The 17,507-nt window shown below is 40.4% G+C and carries 18 protein-coding genes; 14 read left to right on the top strand and 4 right to left on the bottom strand.

The window, feature by feature from the left end:
• Positions 1-14: 14 nt before the first annotated feature.
• The gene (gene argS / locus PVK63_RS00410) at positions 15-1,748 is read right to left on the bottom strand and encodes an arginine--tRNA ligase (RefSeq protein ID WP_130043140.1); all 1,734 of its coding nucleotides are present in this window, start codon (positions 1,746-1,748) and stop codon (positions 15-17) included.
• Positions 1,749-1,955: 207 nt separating this feature from the next.
• Here argS and PVK63_RS00415 point away from each other — a divergent pair, with 207 nt between their 5' ends.
• Positions 1,956-2,552 (top strand): VOC family protein, encoded by a 597-nt coding sequence (locus tag PVK63_RS00415; RefSeq protein WP_130086614.1) that lies wholly within the window; start codon positions 1,956-1,958, stop codon positions 2,550-2,552.
• A gap of 90 nt (positions 2,553-2,642) precedes the next feature.
• Here PVK63_RS00415 and PVK63_RS00420 read toward each other — a convergent pair whose 3' ends face one another.
• From PVK63_RS00420 to PVK63_RS00430, 3 genes are all read right to left on the bottom strand, one after another.
• Positions 2,643-3,875 (bottom strand): NAD(P)/FAD-dependent oxidoreductase, encoded by a 1,233-nt coding sequence (locus PVK63_RS00420; protein WP_130086615.1) that lies wholly within the window; start codon positions 3,873-3,875, stop codon positions 2,643-2,645.
• Between the two features lie 108 nt (positions 3,876-3,983).
• Positions 3,984-5,051: a methyltransferase gene (locus PVK63_RS00425; protein WP_130043143.1), complete on the bottom strand. Its 1,068-nt coding sequence runs from the start codon at positions 5,049-5,051 to the stop codon at positions 3,984-3,986.
• A 105-nt stretch (positions 5,052-5,156) separates the two neighbouring features.
• The gene (locus PVK63_RS00430; protein WP_130043144.1) at positions 5,157-5,732 is read right to left on the bottom strand and encodes a hypothetical protein; all 576 of its coding nucleotides are present in this window, start codon (positions 5,730-5,732) and stop codon (positions 5,157-5,159) included.
• Between the two features lie 138 nt (positions 5,733-5,870).
• Between PVK63_RS00430 and PVK63_RS00435 the strand changes: the two genes are divergently transcribed.
• From PVK63_RS00435 to PVK63_RS00495, 13 genes are read left to right on the top strand one after another with little or no spacing between them, the layout of a single operon-like run.
• A complete protein-coding gene (locus PVK63_RS00435) occupies positions 5,871-6,590 on the top strand; it encodes a beta-ketoacyl synthase chain length factor (RefSeq protein ID WP_165371170.1) in 720 nt (239 codons plus the stop codon).
• 3 nt (positions 6,591-6,593) lie between these two features.
• Positions 6,594-7,364: a lysophospholipid acyltransferase family protein gene (locus PVK63_RS00440; RefSeq protein ID WP_274439747.1), complete on the top strand. Its 771-nt coding sequence runs from the start codon at positions 6,594-6,596 to the stop codon at positions 7,362-7,364.
• Positions 7,365-7,399: 35 nt separating this feature from the next.
• The gene (locus PVK63_RS00445; RefSeq protein WP_242504782.1) at positions 7,400-7,657 is read left to right on the top strand and encodes a phosphopantetheine-binding protein; all 258 of its coding nucleotides are present in this window, start codon (positions 7,400-7,402) and stop codon (positions 7,655-7,657) included.
• 11 nt (positions 7,658-7,668) lie between these two features.
• Positions 7,669-7,920 (top strand): acyl carrier protein, encoded by a 252-nt coding sequence (locus PVK63_RS00450; protein WP_130043148.1) that lies wholly within the window; start codon positions 7,669-7,671, stop codon positions 7,918-7,920.
• Positions 7,920-8,480 (top strand): hypothetical protein, encoded by a 561-nt coding sequence (locus tag PVK63_RS00455; RefSeq protein ID WP_130043149.1) that lies wholly within the window; start codon positions 7,920-7,922, stop codon positions 8,478-8,480. Before PVK63_RS00450 ends, PVK63_RS00455 begins: the two co-directional genes overlap by 1 nt.
• Positions 8,456-9,844: an AMP-binding protein gene (locus PVK63_RS00460; protein WP_165371171.1), complete on the top strand. Its 1,389-nt coding sequence runs from the start codon at positions 8,456-8,458 to the stop codon at positions 9,842-9,844. Before PVK63_RS00455 ends, PVK63_RS00460 begins: the two co-directional genes overlap by 25 nt.
• A gap of 11 nt (positions 9,845-9,855) precedes the next feature.
• The gene (locus tag PVK63_RS00465) at positions 9,856-10,230 is read left to right on the top strand and encodes a 3-hydroxyacyl-ACP dehydratase FabZ family protein (RefSeq protein ID WP_274439748.1); all 375 of its coding nucleotides are present in this window, start codon (positions 9,856-9,858) and stop codon (positions 10,228-10,230) included.
• Between the two features lies 1 nt (position 10,231).
• Positions 10,232-11,923: a glycosyltransferase family 2 protein gene (locus tag PVK63_RS00470; RefSeq protein ID WP_130086619.1), complete on the top strand. Its 1,692-nt coding sequence runs from the start codon at positions 10,232-10,234 to the stop codon at positions 11,921-11,923.
• A complete protein-coding gene (locus PVK63_RS00475) occupies positions 11,913-13,448 on the top strand; it encodes an HAL/PAL/TAL family ammonia-lyase (RefSeq protein WP_130086620.1) in 1,536 nt (511 codons plus the stop codon). The genes PVK63_RS00470 and PVK63_RS00475 overlap by 11 nt, the downstream gene beginning before the upstream one ends.
• Entirely contained in the window at positions 13,448-13,909 is a 462-nt protein-coding gene (locus PVK63_RS00480) for an acyl-CoA thioesterase (protein ID WP_122035598.1), read from the top strand. The genes PVK63_RS00475 and PVK63_RS00480 overlap by 1 nt, the downstream gene beginning before the upstream one ends.
• Positions 13,902-14,522, top strand: a complete 621-nt coding sequence (locus PVK63_RS00485; RefSeq protein WP_130086621.1) for a LolA family protein — start codon at positions 13,902-13,904, stop codon at positions 14,520-14,522. The genes PVK63_RS00480 and PVK63_RS00485 overlap by 8 nt, the downstream gene beginning before the upstream one ends.
• Before the next feature lie 13 nt (positions 14,523-14,535).
• Positions 14,536-16,872: an MMPL family transporter gene (locus PVK63_RS00490; RefSeq protein ID WP_274439749.1), complete on the top strand. Its 2,337-nt coding sequence runs from the start codon at positions 14,536-14,538 to the stop codon at positions 16,870-16,872.
• Positions 16,872-17,507 carry a DUF3261 domain-containing protein gene (locus PVK63_RS00495; RefSeq protein WP_242511052.1) on the top strand — a complete coding sequence of 212 codons (636 nt, stop codon included), beginning with the start codon at positions 16,872-16,874 and terminating at the stop codon, positions 17,505-17,507. Before PVK63_RS00490 ends, PVK63_RS00495 begins: the two co-directional genes overlap by 1 nt.

Here is a 17,507-nt window from a genome sequence, read left to right on the forward strand (position 1 = left end):
CTATATTATTGATATTACATACGCTCTAGCGTTTCAATACCCAATAAGTCTAGGCCTTGTTTGATCGTTTTAGCTGTTAATGCAGCTAGTTTCAGGCGGCTTTGTTTAACAGCTTCATCTTCGTTGTTAAGAATAGGGCACGCTTCGTAGAAACTAGAGAATTGACCAGCAAGTTCAAATAGGTAAGCACACATTAAGTGAGGTTGGCCTTCACTTGCTACTGCTTGAACCGCTTCTTCAAATTGCATTAACTTAGCAACTAATGCTTTTTCTTTCTCGTCAGTGATCTTAACTTCACCCGTTAACTCATCCATAGACAAGCCAGCTTTGCTGAAGATAGAAGCAACACGAGTGTATGCATATTGCATGTAAGGCGCTGTGTTGCCCTCAAATGCAAGCATGTTGTCCCAATCGAAGATGTAGTCCGTAGTACGGTGCTTAGAAAGATCAGAGTACTTAACTGCAGCCATTGCAACGGTTGTAGCAATTTTAGCTTTTTCTTCAGCTGATAGATCTTTGTTTTTCTCTTCGATTAGTTTTGTTGCACGCTCTTCTGCTTCATCAAGAAGATCAGCCAGACGAACCGTACCGCCTGCACGAGTTTTAAATGGACGACCATCTTTACCTAGCATCATACCAAACGCGTGGTGCTCTAGAGACACGCTCTCAGGAACATAACCCGCTTTACGAACGATAGTCCACGCTTGCATCAGGTGTTGGTGTTGACGTGAATCGATGAAGTAAAGAACACGATCTGCATTCAGCTCTTCGAAACGGTATTTAGCACAAGCGATGTCAGTAGTTGTGTACAGGAAGCCGCCGTCACGTTTTTGAACGATAACGCCCATAGGCTCGCCATCTTTGTTCTTGTATTCATCAAGGTAAACGACTTGAGCACCATCACTCTCAACAGCTAAACCTTGCTTTTGAAGATCAGCAACGATTGGAGCAAGCATGCTGTTATACATACTTTCACCCATTACGTTATCACGAGTCAGTGACACGTTTAGGCGATCATAGTTGCGTTGGTTTTGAACCATAGTTACGTCAACAAGCTTCTTCCACATTTCTGCACAGAACTCGTCACCACCTTGAAGTTTAACAACGTAACCACGTGCAGTTACTGCAAACTCTTCATCTTCGTCGTATAGTTTTTTAGATTCACGGTAGAAACCTTCAAGATCAGACAGTTCCATAGAAACTTCGCCTTTCTCTTTTTGGATGCGCTCAAGGTTTGCGATAAGCATACCAAATTGAGTACCCCAGTCACCGATGTGGTTAGCACGAGTAACATTGTGACCTAAAAACTCAAGAGTACGAACAACAGCATCACCGATGATAGTTGAACGTAAGTGACCCACGTGCATTTCTTTTGCAACGTTTGGTGCAGAGTAATCTGCAACGATGTTTTGTTGTTCTTCTTTAGCAACACCTAGGCGTTCATCAGCCAATGCCGCTTCTGCTTGTTGTGCTAGAAATTCTTCTGATAAGAAAATATTGATAAAGCCAGGGCCTGCAATTTCAGTTTTGCTAGCGATGCCATCAAGATCCAAAACATCCAGTACTTTCTGAGCAAATTCTCGTGGGTTTGTACCTAGTCGCTTAGCTACGCCCATTACGCCGTTAGCTTGGTAGTCACCAAATTGTGCTTTTGCAGATTGACGAACTGCTGCAGGGCTGCCTGCTGGCGCGCCGGCTGCTTCTAAGGCTTGAGAAACTTTGTCGTTAATAAGTGATTGAATATTCAAAGAGGTTATCCTTCATATCGCTGTTAAACAGGAATGCTGTTGCATGGAAAGCAAAATAGTGGGTAATAATAGCAATAAAACACGGGATATTTAATAGTTTCTGTTATTTTTTATTGCAACTTAGGGGCTATTTTTCGAAAGGTTCTAAACATCAAGTAAAGAGGTTGATACAATTCAGTTTCTCTTTTTTACCGTTAGGTTGCCTTCATGTCATCACTATTATTAAAACAACAACAATTAGAGCCTCAGCAATTGATTAATTCCTTGCCTTCTTTCATGGAGAGGATTCAAGAATTATTGGATGTATTAGAGATCGATTTAACTCAATATCAAGCGGATCATATTGCGTTACGAATTAATGATCGCGAGGTTGCAGAAGCAGCTCATCAAGCGTGGTTACATCAAGCTGAAGAATGGTCAAATAACGAGATCAATGGTCGCCCAATTATTGCTCTAGGCTTTAATCAACCTTTAGAGGTTAGTGGTTGGTCTATTGAATGTTTAGAGTTGCCATATCCGGGCGAAAAAAGTTACCCGCAACAAGGTTGGGAGCATGTGGAATGGGTTATTCCATGCAATGTTAATTCTCAAGAGGCGTTTTTGGAATATGTATTTAAGACATTTCCACAGCTAGAAGAGAAATGGGATAACTTGGCGTCTTTAGGCGTAAAAGTAAAACAGAGCTGCCCATCAGGGGATGCTGAGCGAATTGCAAATTATACCGTTGCTTTTAAATATCAAGGAGTGTGTATAAAGCTTCATCCACATAGCCTCAAAGCGGTTATCGAGAGTGAACAGGCATAAATAGGCTTGATACCTAAAAAACATAAAAGGCACCCAATCTAGAATTTGGATGCCTTTTTTGATGGTGGAGTGAGTATTGAATTATTTAATTCATGGCTTACATAACTCAGCGATCACTTTTAAACGGCGTTCAGGTTCAGCAACAAAAGGATTCTCTTCATCCCACGCATAACCAGCCAAAATAGCACTGATCATTTGTTTGATTTTAGGGTTTGAATCTTCATGGAAGATAACGTCTTGGAATGTCCCTTCGTACCAACCTTCCACATAACAACGGAAGGTGTTTACGCCCTTCATTAGCTTATCTGAGTAATCAATGTGCCAATTAACCTCTTCTTGATTGAATTGTTTAATCAATAACTCGGCAGCTAACTCAGCCGATTTCATCGCAATAGTGACGCCAGAAGAAAACACAGGGTCAAGAAACTCACCAGCATTACCTAAAAGAGCAAAGTTGCGCTCACAAAGTGTCGTCACATTGGCAGAATAGCCCATGATCTCGCCACTTGGATTTGAGTATTTGGCATGAGCAAGCAACTGTTGCAGATTGCGGTCTTCTGTTGCAAGCTGCTTTAATGCTTCTATATTGTCTTGAGAATAGTGTTCAAAAAACTCAGGTTCGCCGACAACACCAAAAGAGCAAGTACCATTGCTGAATGGAATTAACCAATACCACACTTGAGTGTTGGTTGGATGAACCGAGATAAGGATCTTATTTCGGTCATAGTTAATGTCAGTAATATTGTCAGTGATATGAGTAAAAATCGCTTTTCGTGGTGGAAGGCAAGAAGGCTCTTCTAATTCTAAAATTTTTGGAAGCACACGACCAAACCCACTCGCATCTAAGACAAAATCAGCTTCAACTTGATAAGGATTACCATCGGCATCTAAAACAGAAAGCAGGGCTTTAGCTTGAGATACGTTAACATCAGTAATTTCGTGTTGGTAACGGATCTCGACACCTTGCTCTTGGGCGCTGTCTGCCAATACTTTATCAAAGTTTCCACGTTGAACTTGATAAGTTGTTCCTGCGCCAGGAGAGAATTTTTCGGTAAAATCAAATGAAGTAAACGTACCATCAAAATGGAAAGCGGCCCCATCTTTATACTGGAAATTTGCTTTTTCCACGGCTTCAAGCATACCTGCTTTTTTGATTGATTCCATGCAAGCAGGTAAAAGACTTTCACCAATAGAAAAACGAGGGAATGTTGATTTTTCTAAAACAATGCAATCAATATTGTGTTGTTTTAATAACGCAGCAGCAATAGACCCTGATGGCCCAGCACCAATGATGGCAACTTGGGTTGATTGTGGTGATAGCACAAGCGCTCCTAATGAAGATACAAAATCGTCACTTTAGTTAATAAGATAAGCTAAAGCGACGACAAAACATTTCTAATAATTATAGATATATCAGGTTAAGAAATGTAATTATTTAGCACGAAGTTCGAGTAACGTATGGCCTAAACCAATGTTATCTGTTTGCTCAGCAACAGCGAATCCAGCCTCTTCAATAATTTCTAAGAAATCACTGCAACGATAAAAACGACTGTTACCATTTGCTAAACACGTAAAGTATAGTGAGGTTGCATTTAAGCTATATGATGCCGCATCGTATTTTTGAGCATCCCAAAATAGCTCAAGAATATACACTTTGGCGTCTGTAGACATTGCAGCACGAACGCGTTTTAAAATGCTTAAAATCTCCATAGGAGAGAAGCAGTCTAAGAATTGGCTCATCCACCACACATCAGCACCTTGGGGTAATGGTAGGCTCTTATCGAGCATATTCGTTGGGTGACCATTTATGCGATCAGCAAAGCCTCGTTGTTCTGCATTTTTTAATGCCATTTCGATTTGTTGCGGAAGGTCGATAATCGTGACTTCAACATCATTGTCGTAATTACAGCACTGCAGTGCCCACTTACCCGTGTTACCACCAATATCAAAAAGACGTTTTGGTTTTTGACTTAATACTTTTTCTAATAAAATAGGGAATGAACGGTCTGAATAGAAATGATCAAATTTGAACCAGCTCTCTTTTGCTTTCTCTGGTAATCGAGATAAGCCTTCATAAATTGTTGGCCAGTCACCAAGCTCTTTTAGGCCTGCAGGAGTACCTTCTTGAATGGCTTCAGTAAGGTGCATCATTGCGGCGTAACATACATCAGCAGTAAAATCTAAGTTCGCATTGGTCATACCGTCGTGTAATAAAAAGTGACCTAAGTTGGCAAGGACATAATTAGGCTCATTCCATGTAACGATATGTGCACTCAGCGCCATATCTAGAAGAACTTTAACGCCATATTCTGAAACGCCAGTCTCTTGAGATAATTGCACAGCGTTTAAGCCTTGATCGTTTGCTTTATCTAGCGCGGCAAGAATACCAAGATCTCTGAGGGTACGAGCGGTATGAAAAACGATAGGGGCAAAAGAGAGTTTCTGTGCTTCTGTTTTTGCTTCTAGTGCATTAAAAGGGTCATTTTTATATTGAGTCACGAAATTAGCCATAGTATTAGAAGATGAAAATGATCATATCAGTGGTACTGAGTGAAACTTTGTTCAAAAGCAAGAAACCACTGATATTTATTAAAGTTCAATAGATTAGTCGATAATATTGGAGACTTTATTGTTCTTAAATTCAACTTTAAAAGTGTTGAACCTATTTTTCCAATATAGCCATTCATTGCCATTTAAGTCAGGAGTTTTATGCTCAGGTGGGAAGCCAATCGCATATTTAACCCCCTCCTTGGTCATGCCTTTTGTGACAATTCCTTTTTTAATGCCTTGTTGATCTACTGTGCTGAGTTTTTTAATTTTTGAGCTATTACATTCAGTACCAAAATAGTTGCTGAGATATTTAGCAAAGTCGGGTGAAGAGCGGTGTTTATCAAAAGCATACTGTTTATCTGTACCATCAATTGCAAACGTTAATCGTTTATTTTGAACGTTAACGATATTAACTTTTGTACAAACAGGGATCAAACCATCTTGCTGATAGTTAACAGAATATAGTTTCATTCTTTTTTCATCAGGATGTAAATTTACCAAGGTATAAACGGGTTTATTGGTTTGAAATAAGTCTTCACCTGTTACCTTATCAGTAAGAGGCATAACACTTGCACAGCCTGATAAAATAAGAGCCCCAGCGGAGAGTATAAATGGTTTGTAAAATGGCATCGTCAATCCCTTTTGTATATTTTTATATTAATTTACCGTATGACTCGTCATTTTTGTATTTGCGCCAAGTCACTGAATTCATATATCCTATACGAGTAGGGTAATAAATTGTAATATTTTTACGACTAGATGGACATCATGGCATACGCAAATTTTAATATTATTGATTGGCACGCAATTTCTGCTGGAATAGACACAAAAACAGCGTGGCAGGAATGGCAGGAAACTAATTTCATCTGGCCTGAGGGAGAGAAAGCCCCTGTCGATAAAATCCCCGCGATGGCTCGAAGAAGAATGAGCTCATTAAGTAAGTTGGCGGTTCAAACTGCACTTACTTTAGTTCAAGAACAAGAGGTTGATTATTTAATCTTTGCTAGCCGTCACGGAGAATTAACAAGAACCTGCGCTTTACTAGAAGACATTTTAAAAGGTGAAGATGCCTCTCCAATGGCGTTTTCTCAATCAGTTCATAATACGGCTGCTGGTTTGTTCACTATTACAGCCAAAAAGGCCATCCCAGTAACTTCGATTGCAGCAGGCGAAAATACATTTAATTCAGCATTAATAGAAGCCGCTGCGTATTTGAGTGATAACTCGAATCACCGTGTTTTAGTGATTGACTTTGATGAGCCACTTCCTTCACATTATCAAGAATTCGAACAACAGGAATATCAGGGTTACGCTTTTGGTCTTATATTGAGCGGTGGCGATGATTTTACTCTTCAATGGAACAAGAAACCTTCAATTAAGCCAGATGTAATGCCTCATGGCTTGCAATGTATTTCTAAGTTAGTAGGATCACACTCTCAATGGATGATAGAGAGTTCTTCAACACAATGGACATGGACGCATAAATAACAAATGACTTTGATTTTACGTATTGATAAATGTTGGCGAATCGTAGCCACTGGATTCTGTTTTTCCTTATTCGGAATTGGTGCACTTTGCTTAACGTTTATTGTTTTTCCGTTATTAACGTTTACGGCGAAAAATATCAAACAACGTGAAATCAGAGTGCAAGCTATCATACAAAGAAGTTTTCTTCTCTTTTGTAAAACAATGCATTATAGCCGTGCGATTAAATATCAATTCGATGGTGCTGAACTCTTACAGGGTGATAAAAATTGTCTGATTGTCGCAAATCATCCCAGTTTGATCGATTATGTTTTAATTGCTTCACAATTGAAGCAGTGTGATTGTATTGTTAAAGCAGCATTATGGCATAATCCCTTTATCCGCGGGATTGTCAGAGCCGCTGGTTATATTCCAAACAGAGAACCTGAGGCTTTTTTAGAAGAGTGCTCAGAGAAATTAAATTCTGGAAATGTATTATTGGTTTTTCCAGAAGGCACTCGAACAACACCAGGTATCACCTCTAAGCTTCAGCGTGGGGCTGCCCAAATAGCTGTGCGTAGTGAAAGTGATTTACGCATTGTTCATGTGACAGTGACGCCAAGTTTTTTAACCAAAGAAGCAAAGTGGTATCAAGTACCTGATGTTCGTCCTTTTTTTCATGTTGAAGTGAAAGAAAAGGTTGCTATAGCCCCTTTTATCGATGGCGCTGATTCACCTTCTTCAGCGGCTCGAAACGTAAATCGATTTTTAGATACAGCTTTGTATCCTCAAAAATAAATTTAATACATCAAAAGAAAATAAGTAGGTCATTGATGGAAGCATTACACAACGAAATTAAATTATTAATTATTGAAGCACTGAATTTAGAAGATATCTCAGTGGATGATATTGAAACTGATGCACCATTGTTCGGTGATGGTTTAGGATTAGATTCAATTGATGCTCTAGAATTAGGTTTAGCGATTAAGAAAAAATACAGCTTAGTATTGGATGCTGACGATACTCAAACTCGTGAACATTTTGCGTCAGTAGCAAACTTAGCTGCATACATTACTGCAAATAAAGCGTAAGAGAGTAAGTCATGACAGAGGTAAATAGAGAGCAAGTATTAGAGCAAGTGACTGCGGCATTGGTTGAATTATTTGAAATCGATGAAGCGGATATCACGCCTGAAGCTCAGCTATACACAGATCTAGATTTAGACAGTATTGATGCCGTTGATTTAGTTGTCCATTTACAAAAAGTAACAGGCAAAAAAATCAAGCCAGAAGAGTTTAAAGAAGTTCGCACCGTTGATGACGTGGTTAACTCTGTAGCAGCGCTTCTAAAATAATGCGTTGGCTGACGGTACTGTCAGCCATTGCACTGCTTGCTTATCCGCTAGCGGTTTACTACGGTCTTCACTTTGGTGGAATTACGACAGTAGCAGGCGTGCTAGCGGTGTTGTTTCTGGTGCGAATGGTTGGTGGAAAACAAGTTCCAATAAAAGAGCTAAAATACATTGCCATGATAAGTGGTGGAGCTGGAATCATTCTTGCTGGATTAGGCTGGTTATTTCGATCGGAAGGATGGTTTACGTTTTACCCTGTGATCGTTAATGTCGTTATGTTTACCGTCTTTTTTTGGACGTTATTTCAGCCTCAAAGTATGATTGAACGTTTTGCTCGCCTTCAAGAACCTGATCTTCCACCAAGTGGCGTGGCCTACACGAGAACCGTAACTAAAGTGTGGTGTGTTTTTTTTGTAATTAACGGTTCGATTTCACTCTCTACTTGTTTTTTAGAGATGAAAGTATGGATGTTGTATAACGGTTTTGTTAGCTATTTATTGATAGGGACTTTATTTGTCACTGAATGGCTAGTGCGTCAATGGATAAAGAGAAAAGAAGCATGAGCTACACAGCACTTTCCGATCTTACCAACCAAGAAAATCTAACCCATCATGTGTGTTTCGATGAGCAGCACACATACGTGAGTTATCAGCAGTTTCAACATGATGTGCAACGAGTGTGTGGCTATTTATCTCATCAGTCAGAAGTAAAATGGGCATTGTGCTTTGACGACAGTTATCAGTTTGCTGTCTCTTTTCTTGCTTTGGCTCATGCAGGCAAACACATTATTTTACCCGGTAATCACCAACCAGCGGCATTAACTGAATTATCTGAACATTTTGATGCGCTGTTGCATGATGACATTATTCAAGTCATGCCATGCGAACATCATCGTCATTATCAAACTATTTCCGATAATGTCATGAGTGTATTATCTCCGTTAGAACTCGGCAATATTCGTCTAACTTTGTTTACTTCTGGCTCGACAGATACTCCAAAACCAATCGAAAAAACATTGCAGTTACTGAGTAATGAAATTGAGCAATTGGAACAATTATGGGGTGATAAACTAGACGCGACTGAGATTTACAGCACCGTTTCTCATCAACATATTTATGGTTTGTTATTTCGGGTATTATGGCCATTGTGCGCAGGTCGTGCGTTCAGTCGAACAAATTTCATTTATCCAGAGCAAATTTTATCTCATCAACCTGAGCATAAAAAAACACTCATTTGCAGTCCTGCGCTATTAAAACGTCTTGCTGATCATGAAGGTTACAATCACTACCAAATGGTTTTTTCTTCAGGTGGTCCTTTAGCTATTGAGGGAGCAGATCAGAGCGAAGCGAAACTCTCTTTGCGTCCATTTGAAGTGTACGGCAGCACAGAAACGGGTGGGGTCGGTTATCGTCAACAAATAGAACCAACATCCCTCTGGACATTCTTTCCTTCTCATAAAGCTCGTTTGAATATTGAGCATTGCCTAGAACTATTATCACCTTTCATTGATGAGTCACAGTGGTATCCGACCAGTGATTACTGTGATTTGTTGGATAATGGGCAATTCATGCTAAAAGGGCGAGTGGATAGAGTCATCAAAATTGAAGAAAAACGATTATCACTTACTGAAGTTGAAAAGCGTTTAATGCAATTAGAATGGATTGATGAAGCGGCCGTGATCCCAATGGAAGAAGCCAAACGCACCGTATTAGGGGCTGTTATTGTTCTTTCAGACACTGGGAATAAATTAATACAACAAGGCTCTAAAGGTAAGTTTTGGTTAAAATTACGCTCTGAATTAAGAGAGTGGCTAGAGCCAGTAGGCATTCCACGTCGCTTTAGAGCGGTAGAAGAGATCCCATTAAATAGTCAAGGTAAGCGTCAAATGCACGACTTACAGCAACTATTTAATGATGTTAATGATTAAAAGAAGTACTCATGACAAAACGTAAACCGACCATTATATCTACGAAAATAGACACAGAAGATCAAAATCAACCAAGCGTTGTTATTACAATGCATGTCGATGACGATATTTTGGATTTTACAGGGCACTTTCCTGGTCATCCATTATTACCTGGAGTTACTCAGGTCGATTGGGCAATTTATTATGGTCAGATGTACCTACAAGCAACTTCTGTTTTTCAAGGCATGGAAGTTTTAAAATTTCAAGAACCGATTTTGCCAAATACCGAAGTTGAATTAGAACTTCGTTGGGTAAAAGACAAAGAGAAGCTCTATTTTGCTTTTAGTTCTAAACAAGGTGAGAGTATGAGTAAACACTCTTCTGGCCTAATTTTATTAGGACAATAATATGACAACATTCCGTCCTTGTTTCCTTATTCCTTGCTATAACCATGGCAAAACAGTCCCTGCAGTGGTGGAATCACTAATGAGCTTTGGTTATCCAATGCTGATTGTTGATGATGGCAGTAATAGAGAAACAAAACAGATATTAGCGGATGTCACTGCCAATAATGATCAAATAACGTTAATTACGTTAGCTGAAAACCAAGGCAAAGGTGGCGCCGTCATTGCAGGGATTGAAGCCGCATATCAGCGAAGCTTTAGCCATGCGATTCAAATTGATGCTGACGGTCAGCATGATTTAGAGGCTTTACCTAAACTGATTAAAGAGTCACAAACTCACCCAACCGCTTTGATTTCAGGTCAGCCAATCTATGACGAGAGTGTGCCTAAATCACGTTTATACGGCCGCTATGTTACGCATGTTTGGGTTTGGATAGAGACACTATCATTTGCCATTAAAGACAGCATGTGTGGCTTTCGCTCTTACCCAATAGGCCCAACTATCGGTGTGTTAGAGCGAGTGGTTATTGGCCGTCGAATGGATTTCGATACCGAAATAATGGTTCGTATGTATTGGAATGAGACGGATATCCGTTTTATTAATACGCGTGTTATTTACCCAGAAGATGGCATCTCTCATTTTGATGCACTATGGGATAACGTAAAAATCAGCTGGATGCATACAAAACTTGTTTTTGGTATGTTACCTCGCATTCCATCGTTGCTTCGTCGCCAGCCAGTTCAAGACGATCATTGGTCTTCACACGCCGAGCGCGGTACGATTTTAGGCATTCAATTTTTGCTTTGGATTTACTCAACGTTTGGTCGTGGCGTATTTTCGGTATTGCTAAAACCTGTGATGGCGTATTACTACTTACGTGGCGGTTCAGTAAAACAAGCGTCTGATGATTTTATTCAACAAGTAAATGCGTACGCTCGAATTAAAGGCATCACACTGCCTGAAAAACTCAGCCCTTATCGCCACCTAGTGTCATTTGGTGAAACTATGCTCGATAAGCTAGCTGCATGGCGTGGTGATTTTTCTGAAAGAAATTTAACTGTGCATGGTATTGAGCATTATGAAGCGTTATTTAAACGTGAAAAAGGCATTGTTATGCTCGGCTCACATTTGGGTAATCTAGAGTTATGCCGAGCATTAAGCCGTCGTCATAAAGAATTAAAAATTAATGCGTTAGTATTTACCGATCATGCTGAGCGTTTTAATACCGTGATGAGAACCGTGAATCCTCAATCAGATATCAATTTAATTCAGGTTAGTAAAATGGGGCCAGATACTGCCATTTTATTGCAGCAGAAAATTGATGCTGGTGAGTGGATTGTGATTGTGGGAGACAGAACCTCAGTCACTAAAGAAGATCGCGTTATCTGGGCGGATTTCTTAGGTAAACCAGCTCCGTTCCCGCAGGGGCCATTTATGCTGGCGTCTATTTTAAAACAACCGGTTTATTTAATGTTTGGGCTACGTGACGATACACAAAAAGAACCACGTTTTGATGTGTATTTTGAACCGTTCTCAGAACAAATTATTTTACCTCGTGGACAGCGAGAAGAGGCTTTGCAAGAAGTCGTACAAAATTATGCCCAGCGTTTGGAGCATTTCACATTAAAGGCACCATCACAGTGGTATAACTTTTTTAATTTTTGGCAGTTAACTGGAAAGAAAGATGACAACTAATTCAATTACATTTGGTAAGGGGCGTCTGACGATTGAAGACGTTGTTGAGATTGCAAATGGTGCAAACGCACAATTAAATAACGCCGACGAATTCACTGCTAAAATTGATCGTGGTGTGGAGTTCCTTGAGCGACTTCTAAAAGAAGAAGGCGTTATCTATGGTGTAACAACGGGGTATGGTGATTCTTGTACGGTTGCGATCCCTATGGATCTAGTGGATGAGTTGCCATTACATTTAACACGTTTTCACGGCTGTGGTTTAGGTGAAAACTTAGATGAGCAACAATCTCGTGCGGTATTAGCCACGCGTTTGTGTTCTTTATCTCAAGGCGTTTCAGGCGTCACTCACGATTTGTTAAACCAAATTGTCACCTTAATTAACCACGGAATTTCACCGCGCATTCCTCAAGAAGGCTCAGTGGGCGCAAGTGGTGATTTAACCCCACTTTCTTACCTTGCTGCAGCATTAATTGGTGAGCGTGAAGTTATCTATAAAGGTGAAATTCGTGCAACTGCCGATGTGTTTAAAGAGCTAAACATCACACCGATTAAGCTAAAACCAAAAGAAGGTTTAGCGTTAATGAACGGTACATCAGTAATGACGGCATTGGCGTGTTTAGCGTATAAACGTGCAGAATACTTAGCGCAAATGGCAACGAAGATCACCGCAATGGTATCTGTTGGCATGCAGGGCAATGACTTCCATTTTGATGAAGCCTTATTTGCTGTAAAACCGCATCCAGGCCAGCAACAAATAGCATCATGGTTACGTTCTGATTTACACAATGAAACGCCACCAAGAAACAGTGATCGCCTACAAGACCGTTACTCTCTACGTTGTGCGCCACACGTTATTGGTGTTCTGCAAGATAGCCTACCGTTCTTACGTCAAATGATTGAGAACGAACTGAACAGCGCTAACGATAACCCAATTATTGATGGTGATAATGAGCGTGTTCTTCATGGCGGTCACTTCTACGGTGGTCACATTGCCATGGCGATGGATATGCTAAAAACAGCGGTTGCTAACATCGCTGATTTGTTAGATCGCCAAATGGCACAGTTAATGGATTATAAGTTTAATAACGGTTTACCATTCAACCTGACTGGCGCAACGGGCGCTCGTAAACCAATTAATCATGGCTTTAAAGCGGTACAAATTGGTATCTCAGCATGGACAGCAGAAGCGCTTAAAGGCACGATGCCAGCAAGCGTATTCTCACGTTCAACAGAGTGCCATAACCAAGATAAAGTGAGCATGGGTACTATTGCTTCACGTGATTGTTTACGTGTACTTCAATTGACAGAGCAAGTTACGTCAGCTTCTCTATTAGCGGCGACTCAAGCGTTAGTATTACGCGAGAGACAAGGCGAGTTAAGTGATGATGAGCTAAGTGTTGAGCTAAAAACTATGCGTGATGCTGTGTTGTCAGAGTTTACCTTTGTAGATGAAGATCGTCCGTTAGAGCAAGACTTACGCAACTTCATTGATAAAATTCAACAACAACATTGGACGCTATACTAATGTCAAACTCTGTAGTTAATGCTGAAGGTGCTGAAGGGAATACTCACGTATTAAGTGCAGAAGTGTTGATCACCACCGCCTTTCAGGATGCAGATCCTATGGGCGTGGTGTATCACGGTAATTATTTTCGTTTCTTTGAAAAAGCACGTCATGAAATGCTTGAGAAGATAGGATATAGCTACCGAGATATGATGGCGTCAGGCTATGTTTGGCCCATCATTGACACTCGTGTGAAATATGTAAAATCCATTCCTTACGATCACACCATTCGCGTGGTGGCCACATTAACCGAATGGGAAAATCGTATGCGTGTAGATTACGTTATTTATGATGCCGATTCAGGCGTTAGAATGACAAAAGCACACACCATGCAAGTTGCGGTTTCAATTGAAACCGAAGAGATGTGTTTTGTCTCACCTCGTATATTTACGGATAAAGTAGAGGCTTATCAACATGGTTAATCATAAACAGCGTTTTACATTATGGATTGCTTCGTTCTTTTTATTGTTTAGCCTGAATAGCTTTGCTTTTGATATTGATGATCTGCAGCAACAACTCGCGCAATCGACATTGGTTCGCGGTGAGTTTAAGCAGGTTCGTACCATGCAGATGTTTAGTCAGCCTTTATCAACATCAGGCACATTTTTGCTGGACCATGAAAAGGGACTGCTGTGGCAGCAAACCAAGCCATTCCCAATTAATCTAACATTAACTCAAAATAAACTTCGCCAATCAATCAATGGTGAAGTACAAGTAATGAATGATTCTGAGAACCCGATGGCGTTCTATTTTACGCGTCTATTTTTGTCTCTGTTTAAAGGCGATACTGACGCGATAGAAGAGAATTTCACATTACAGCTTTCAGGAGAGAAAGACGTTTGGACGCTATTGCTTATACCAACAACTTCGCCAATTGATAGTATATTTAAGTCAATTAAGATTGAAGGTGGGCAATACCTGAACCGAGTTGTATTAAGTGAAGTTCGTGGTGATGTCACTGAAATGGTGTTTACTCAGCAATCCACTCAACCAAGCTCTTTAACAGAAAAAGAGTTAGCTGCATTTACCTTTTAACGGTATTTAATTAATGATAATGAAACCGCGTTTGCTGGCGTTAATTTGGTCATTGGTATTATTGATAATCTTGGGTGTGTTTGGCTATCAAGCCAGCACCAAAGGCGCATTACCGATTGAAACTAATATTCTAGCGCTACTGCCAGATAATCAACAAGATCCGGTCGCTCAACAAGCCTTTGATAATATTGCTAGCACCATGAGTGATAAAGTGGTGTTTGTCGTACATCAAACGCAGGGCCAAGATAAAACACTGATTACAGCGGTTGATAATTTTAGCCAAGCCTTAACTGAATTGCCGATGTTTGATTCAGTGACGGCAACGGTGAGCGAAAATCAGCAACAGGCGTGGGGTCAATACTACTTTCCCGCACGAGCGCAATTGCTAAGCGAGAAACAGAAACAGCAATTAACGGATAAACCAGAGCAGCAAGTCCAACACGTGTTGCATGCGTTATATAACCCTTTTTCTGGTGTTACAGGCGCTGAGTTAGAAAGCGACCCCTTTTTACTGTTTCGAGATTATTTATCAGGCTTGGTTCAAAGCTCAGGTAATATCCAAATCGAGAATGGCTACTTAACAGCCGCGGTGGATCAACAGAAATACATCGTGATCACCGCCGATCTTGCCGGATCATCCTATCAGCTCTCTTTACAGCAGCAATTGCCTGATTTACTGGCAGTAGAGCGGAAGACAGAAACCCAGTTTGACGTTGATATTCAACATACTGGCGTTATCTTTTATGCCGCTCATGGCACAGAGAGTGCAAAAGGGGAGATCAGTACCATAGGCTTAGGCTCATTAATTGGTATTTTTGTACTGGTTCTGGTGGTCTATCGCAGTACGTTGCCATTAGCGTTAGCATTATTATCCATAACCACAGGCTTATTCTGCGCCTATGTACTAACCATTAGCTTATTTGGATCTATTCATCTATTCAGTTTAGTCTTTGGTGCCAGCTTAATTGGTGTCTCGATAGATTATGCGTTTCATTTTTTAACTGATCGCTTAAATGCAGGGGCAAAGTGGAATTCTGTCGAAGGTATAAAACAACTTTTCCCAGCAATCACGCTTGGTTTAATTACCAGTTTAATTGGCTACCTTGGAATGTTGATTGCGCCGTTCCCTGGCTTACAGCAATTATCGCTCTTTTCTGCGATTGGTTTAACTGCCGCTTATTTTACCGTTGTCTGTTGGTATCCTGTATTAGCCAGTAAGCCGAGCAAGTACCATGTTATTCCAGCTCAACGAGCGCTAAGCCAATGGCTATTGGTATGGCAACAACCGTTGCTCCGCTTAGTACTGCCATTCAGCCTTTTAATCGCGTCAGTATTTGGGGTAACACAGGCGAAATACGATGATGATATTCGCCAACTTCAAGCTCTGCCTCAAGCATTACAGCAGCAAGAAAGAGAGATAAAAGCCATTACCGGTGTTGGTGGATCTCAACAATTATTGTTGGTTAGAGCAAAGACAGAAGAAGCGTTATTACAAAAATTAGAGCGAGTATCAGATAAGCTTGAGCAGAGTGGTGACTTTGGTGGTTTCCAATCCATCAGCCGTTATGTGCCATCACAAAAAACACAACAAGAGAATTATCAGCTCGTTAGTGATCTATATGAACAGCAAGCAGATGCTTATCAAAAAGTGATACAGCAAAAGCAAGCACTATCAGCATTACAGCCGTATCAAGCGCTAACGATTGAAGGGTTTTTAGCATCACCCATCTCAGAAACCGTAGGCTTTTTGTGGCTTGGTCATATTGACGATGTGTTCGCTTCGGTGATCACCTTTAATCAAGAAGTAGACAGTGCCACATTGAGTGAGTTTGCTAAAAATAACGACGCGACCTATCTCAATAAAGCCGAAGAAATTTCCACTTTATTTGCTCAATACCGACAGCGAATTACCGAGTTGTTATTAATGGCGTATGCGGCGATATTTTTATTGCTGTTACCTCGTTATAAAGTCAAACAAGCCTTCTTAATTGTACTGCCGCCATTTATTGCTGGTTGCGCAGGCCTTGCCGTAACTGTATTAACAGGGGTGCCATTAAATTTGTTTAATCTACTGGCCTTGATGTTGATTTTAGGAATAGGGATTGATTACACCCTGTTTTTTGCCGAGCAGAACAAACAAGTAGATAATTCCCATAGAGAAAGTACCTTATTAGCGATTTCATTATCGGCATTAACTACGATTCTTTCTTTTGGGTTATTGGCATTAAGTGAAACCCAAGCCATTCACAGTTTTGGTATTACTGTATTAACGGGTATCATTGTCGCGTGGTTGCTAGCGCCATTAAGTCAACTTACACAGCCTTATACTCACAATAAAGGAGATAAATAATGAAGAATTCACCGTTTGTACTCCGCTATTTTAGTGCCTTTATTCTGTCACTTACATTAATGGGTTGTGCATCAAAACCAATTAAACAGCCTAATCAAGTTGAGGTCGCTCAAGGCACTTTTGTTACCTTACCTCAACCTGATGAGTATGGCAGTGACTTATCCTTGAGTCAGTTGATTTCGGTTGAGTTCCAAGGAAGCAAGCAACAGCTTCCAGTTCAATTGCAGCTAACGGAGAATGATTTGGCTCTTGCCGGTTTTGCTTCATGGGGCTCTCGTCTATTGAGTTTAGATTATGATGGTTTAACCTTAGATACCTATGTGATGGCAGGGCTTGCGGATACACTGCCACCTCCAGAGCAAGTATTGTTTAATGTGATGATTACCTTGTGGCCATTAGAAGCGTGGCAGTCACCACTTAATAGTATTGATTGGACATTAACTGAAAATGGCAATCATCGAGTATTACGTGATGATGTAGGTAACGTTGTACTTGATGCGACTTATGACTCTATCAGCAACAAATTTAGTGGAGATATTATTTTAAACAGTCCGAACTTGGGCTATGTGATCACCATTAAAACTTTTTCACATTCACATTCACAAGAAACACAAACTCAAAAAAATAATGGATAA

Origin of the sequence: Aliivibrio sp. S2TY2, from assembly GCF_028765525.1 — a bacterium.
In the GTDB taxonomy this organism is placed as follows: Bacteria; Pseudomonadota; Gammaproteobacteria; order Enterobacterales; family Vibrionaceae; genus Aliivibrio; species Aliivibrio finisterrensis_A.

Excerpts from the sequence above, each read along its gene's own strand:
- PVK63_RS00475 (WP_130086620.1), top strand. The coding sequence starts at position 11,913 with ATGACAACTAATTCAATTACATTTGGTAAGGGGCGTCTGACGATTGAA.
- PVK63_RS00450 (WP_130043148.1), top strand. The coding sequence starts at position 7,669 with ATGACAGAGGTAAATAGAGAGCAAGTATTAGAGCAAGTGACTGCGGCA.
- PVK63_RS00480 (WP_122035598.1), top strand. The coding sequence starts at position 13,448 with ATGTCAAACTCTGTAGTTAATGCTGAAGGTGCTGAAGGGAATACTCAC.
- PVK63_RS00430 (WP_130043144.1), bottom strand. The coding sequence starts at position 5,732 with ATGCCATTTTACAAACCATTTATACTCTCCGCTGGGGCTCTTATTTTA.
- PVK63_RS00470 (WP_130086619.1), top strand. The coding sequence starts at position 10,232 with ATGACAACATTCCGTCCTTGTTTCCTTATTCCTTGCTATAACCATGGC.
- PVK63_RS00435 (WP_165371170.1), top strand. The coding sequence starts at position 5,871 with ATGGCATACGCAAATTTTAATATTATTGATTGGCACGCAATTTCTGCT.
- PVK63_RS00455 (WP_130043149.1), top strand. The coding sequence starts at position 7,920 with ATGCGTTGGCTGACGGTACTGTCAGCCATTGCACTGCTTGCTTATCCG.
- PVK63_RS00415 (WP_130086614.1), top strand. The coding sequence starts at position 1,956 with ATGTCATCACTATTATTAAAACAACAACAATTAGAGCCTCAGCAATTG.
- PVK63_RS00495 (WP_242511052.1), top strand. The coding sequence starts at position 16,872 with ATGAAGAATTCACCGTTTGTACTCCGCTATTTTAGTGCCTTTATTCTG.
- PVK63_RS00445 (WP_242504782.1), top strand. The coding sequence starts at position 7,400 with ATGGAAGCATTACACAACGAAATTAAATTATTAATTATTGAAGCACTG.
- PVK63_RS00460 (WP_165371171.1), top strand. The coding sequence starts at position 8,456 with ATGGATAAAGAGAAAAGAAGCATGAGCTACACAGCACTTTCCGATCTT.
- PVK63_RS00465 (WP_274439748.1), top strand. The coding sequence starts at position 9,856 with ATGACAAAACGTAAACCGACCATTATATCTACGAAAATAGACACAGAA.
- PVK63_RS00440 (WP_274439747.1), top strand. The coding sequence starts at position 6,594 with ATGACTTTGATTTTACGTATTGATAAATGTTGGCGAATCGTAGCCACT.
- PVK63_RS00485 (WP_130086621.1), top strand. The coding sequence starts at position 13,902 with ATGGTTAATCATAAACAGCGTTTTACATTATGGATTGCTTCGTTCTTT.
- PVK63_RS00490 (WP_274439749.1), top strand. The coding sequence starts at position 14,536 with ATGATAATGAAACCGCGTTTGCTGGCGTTAATTTGGTCATTGGTATTA.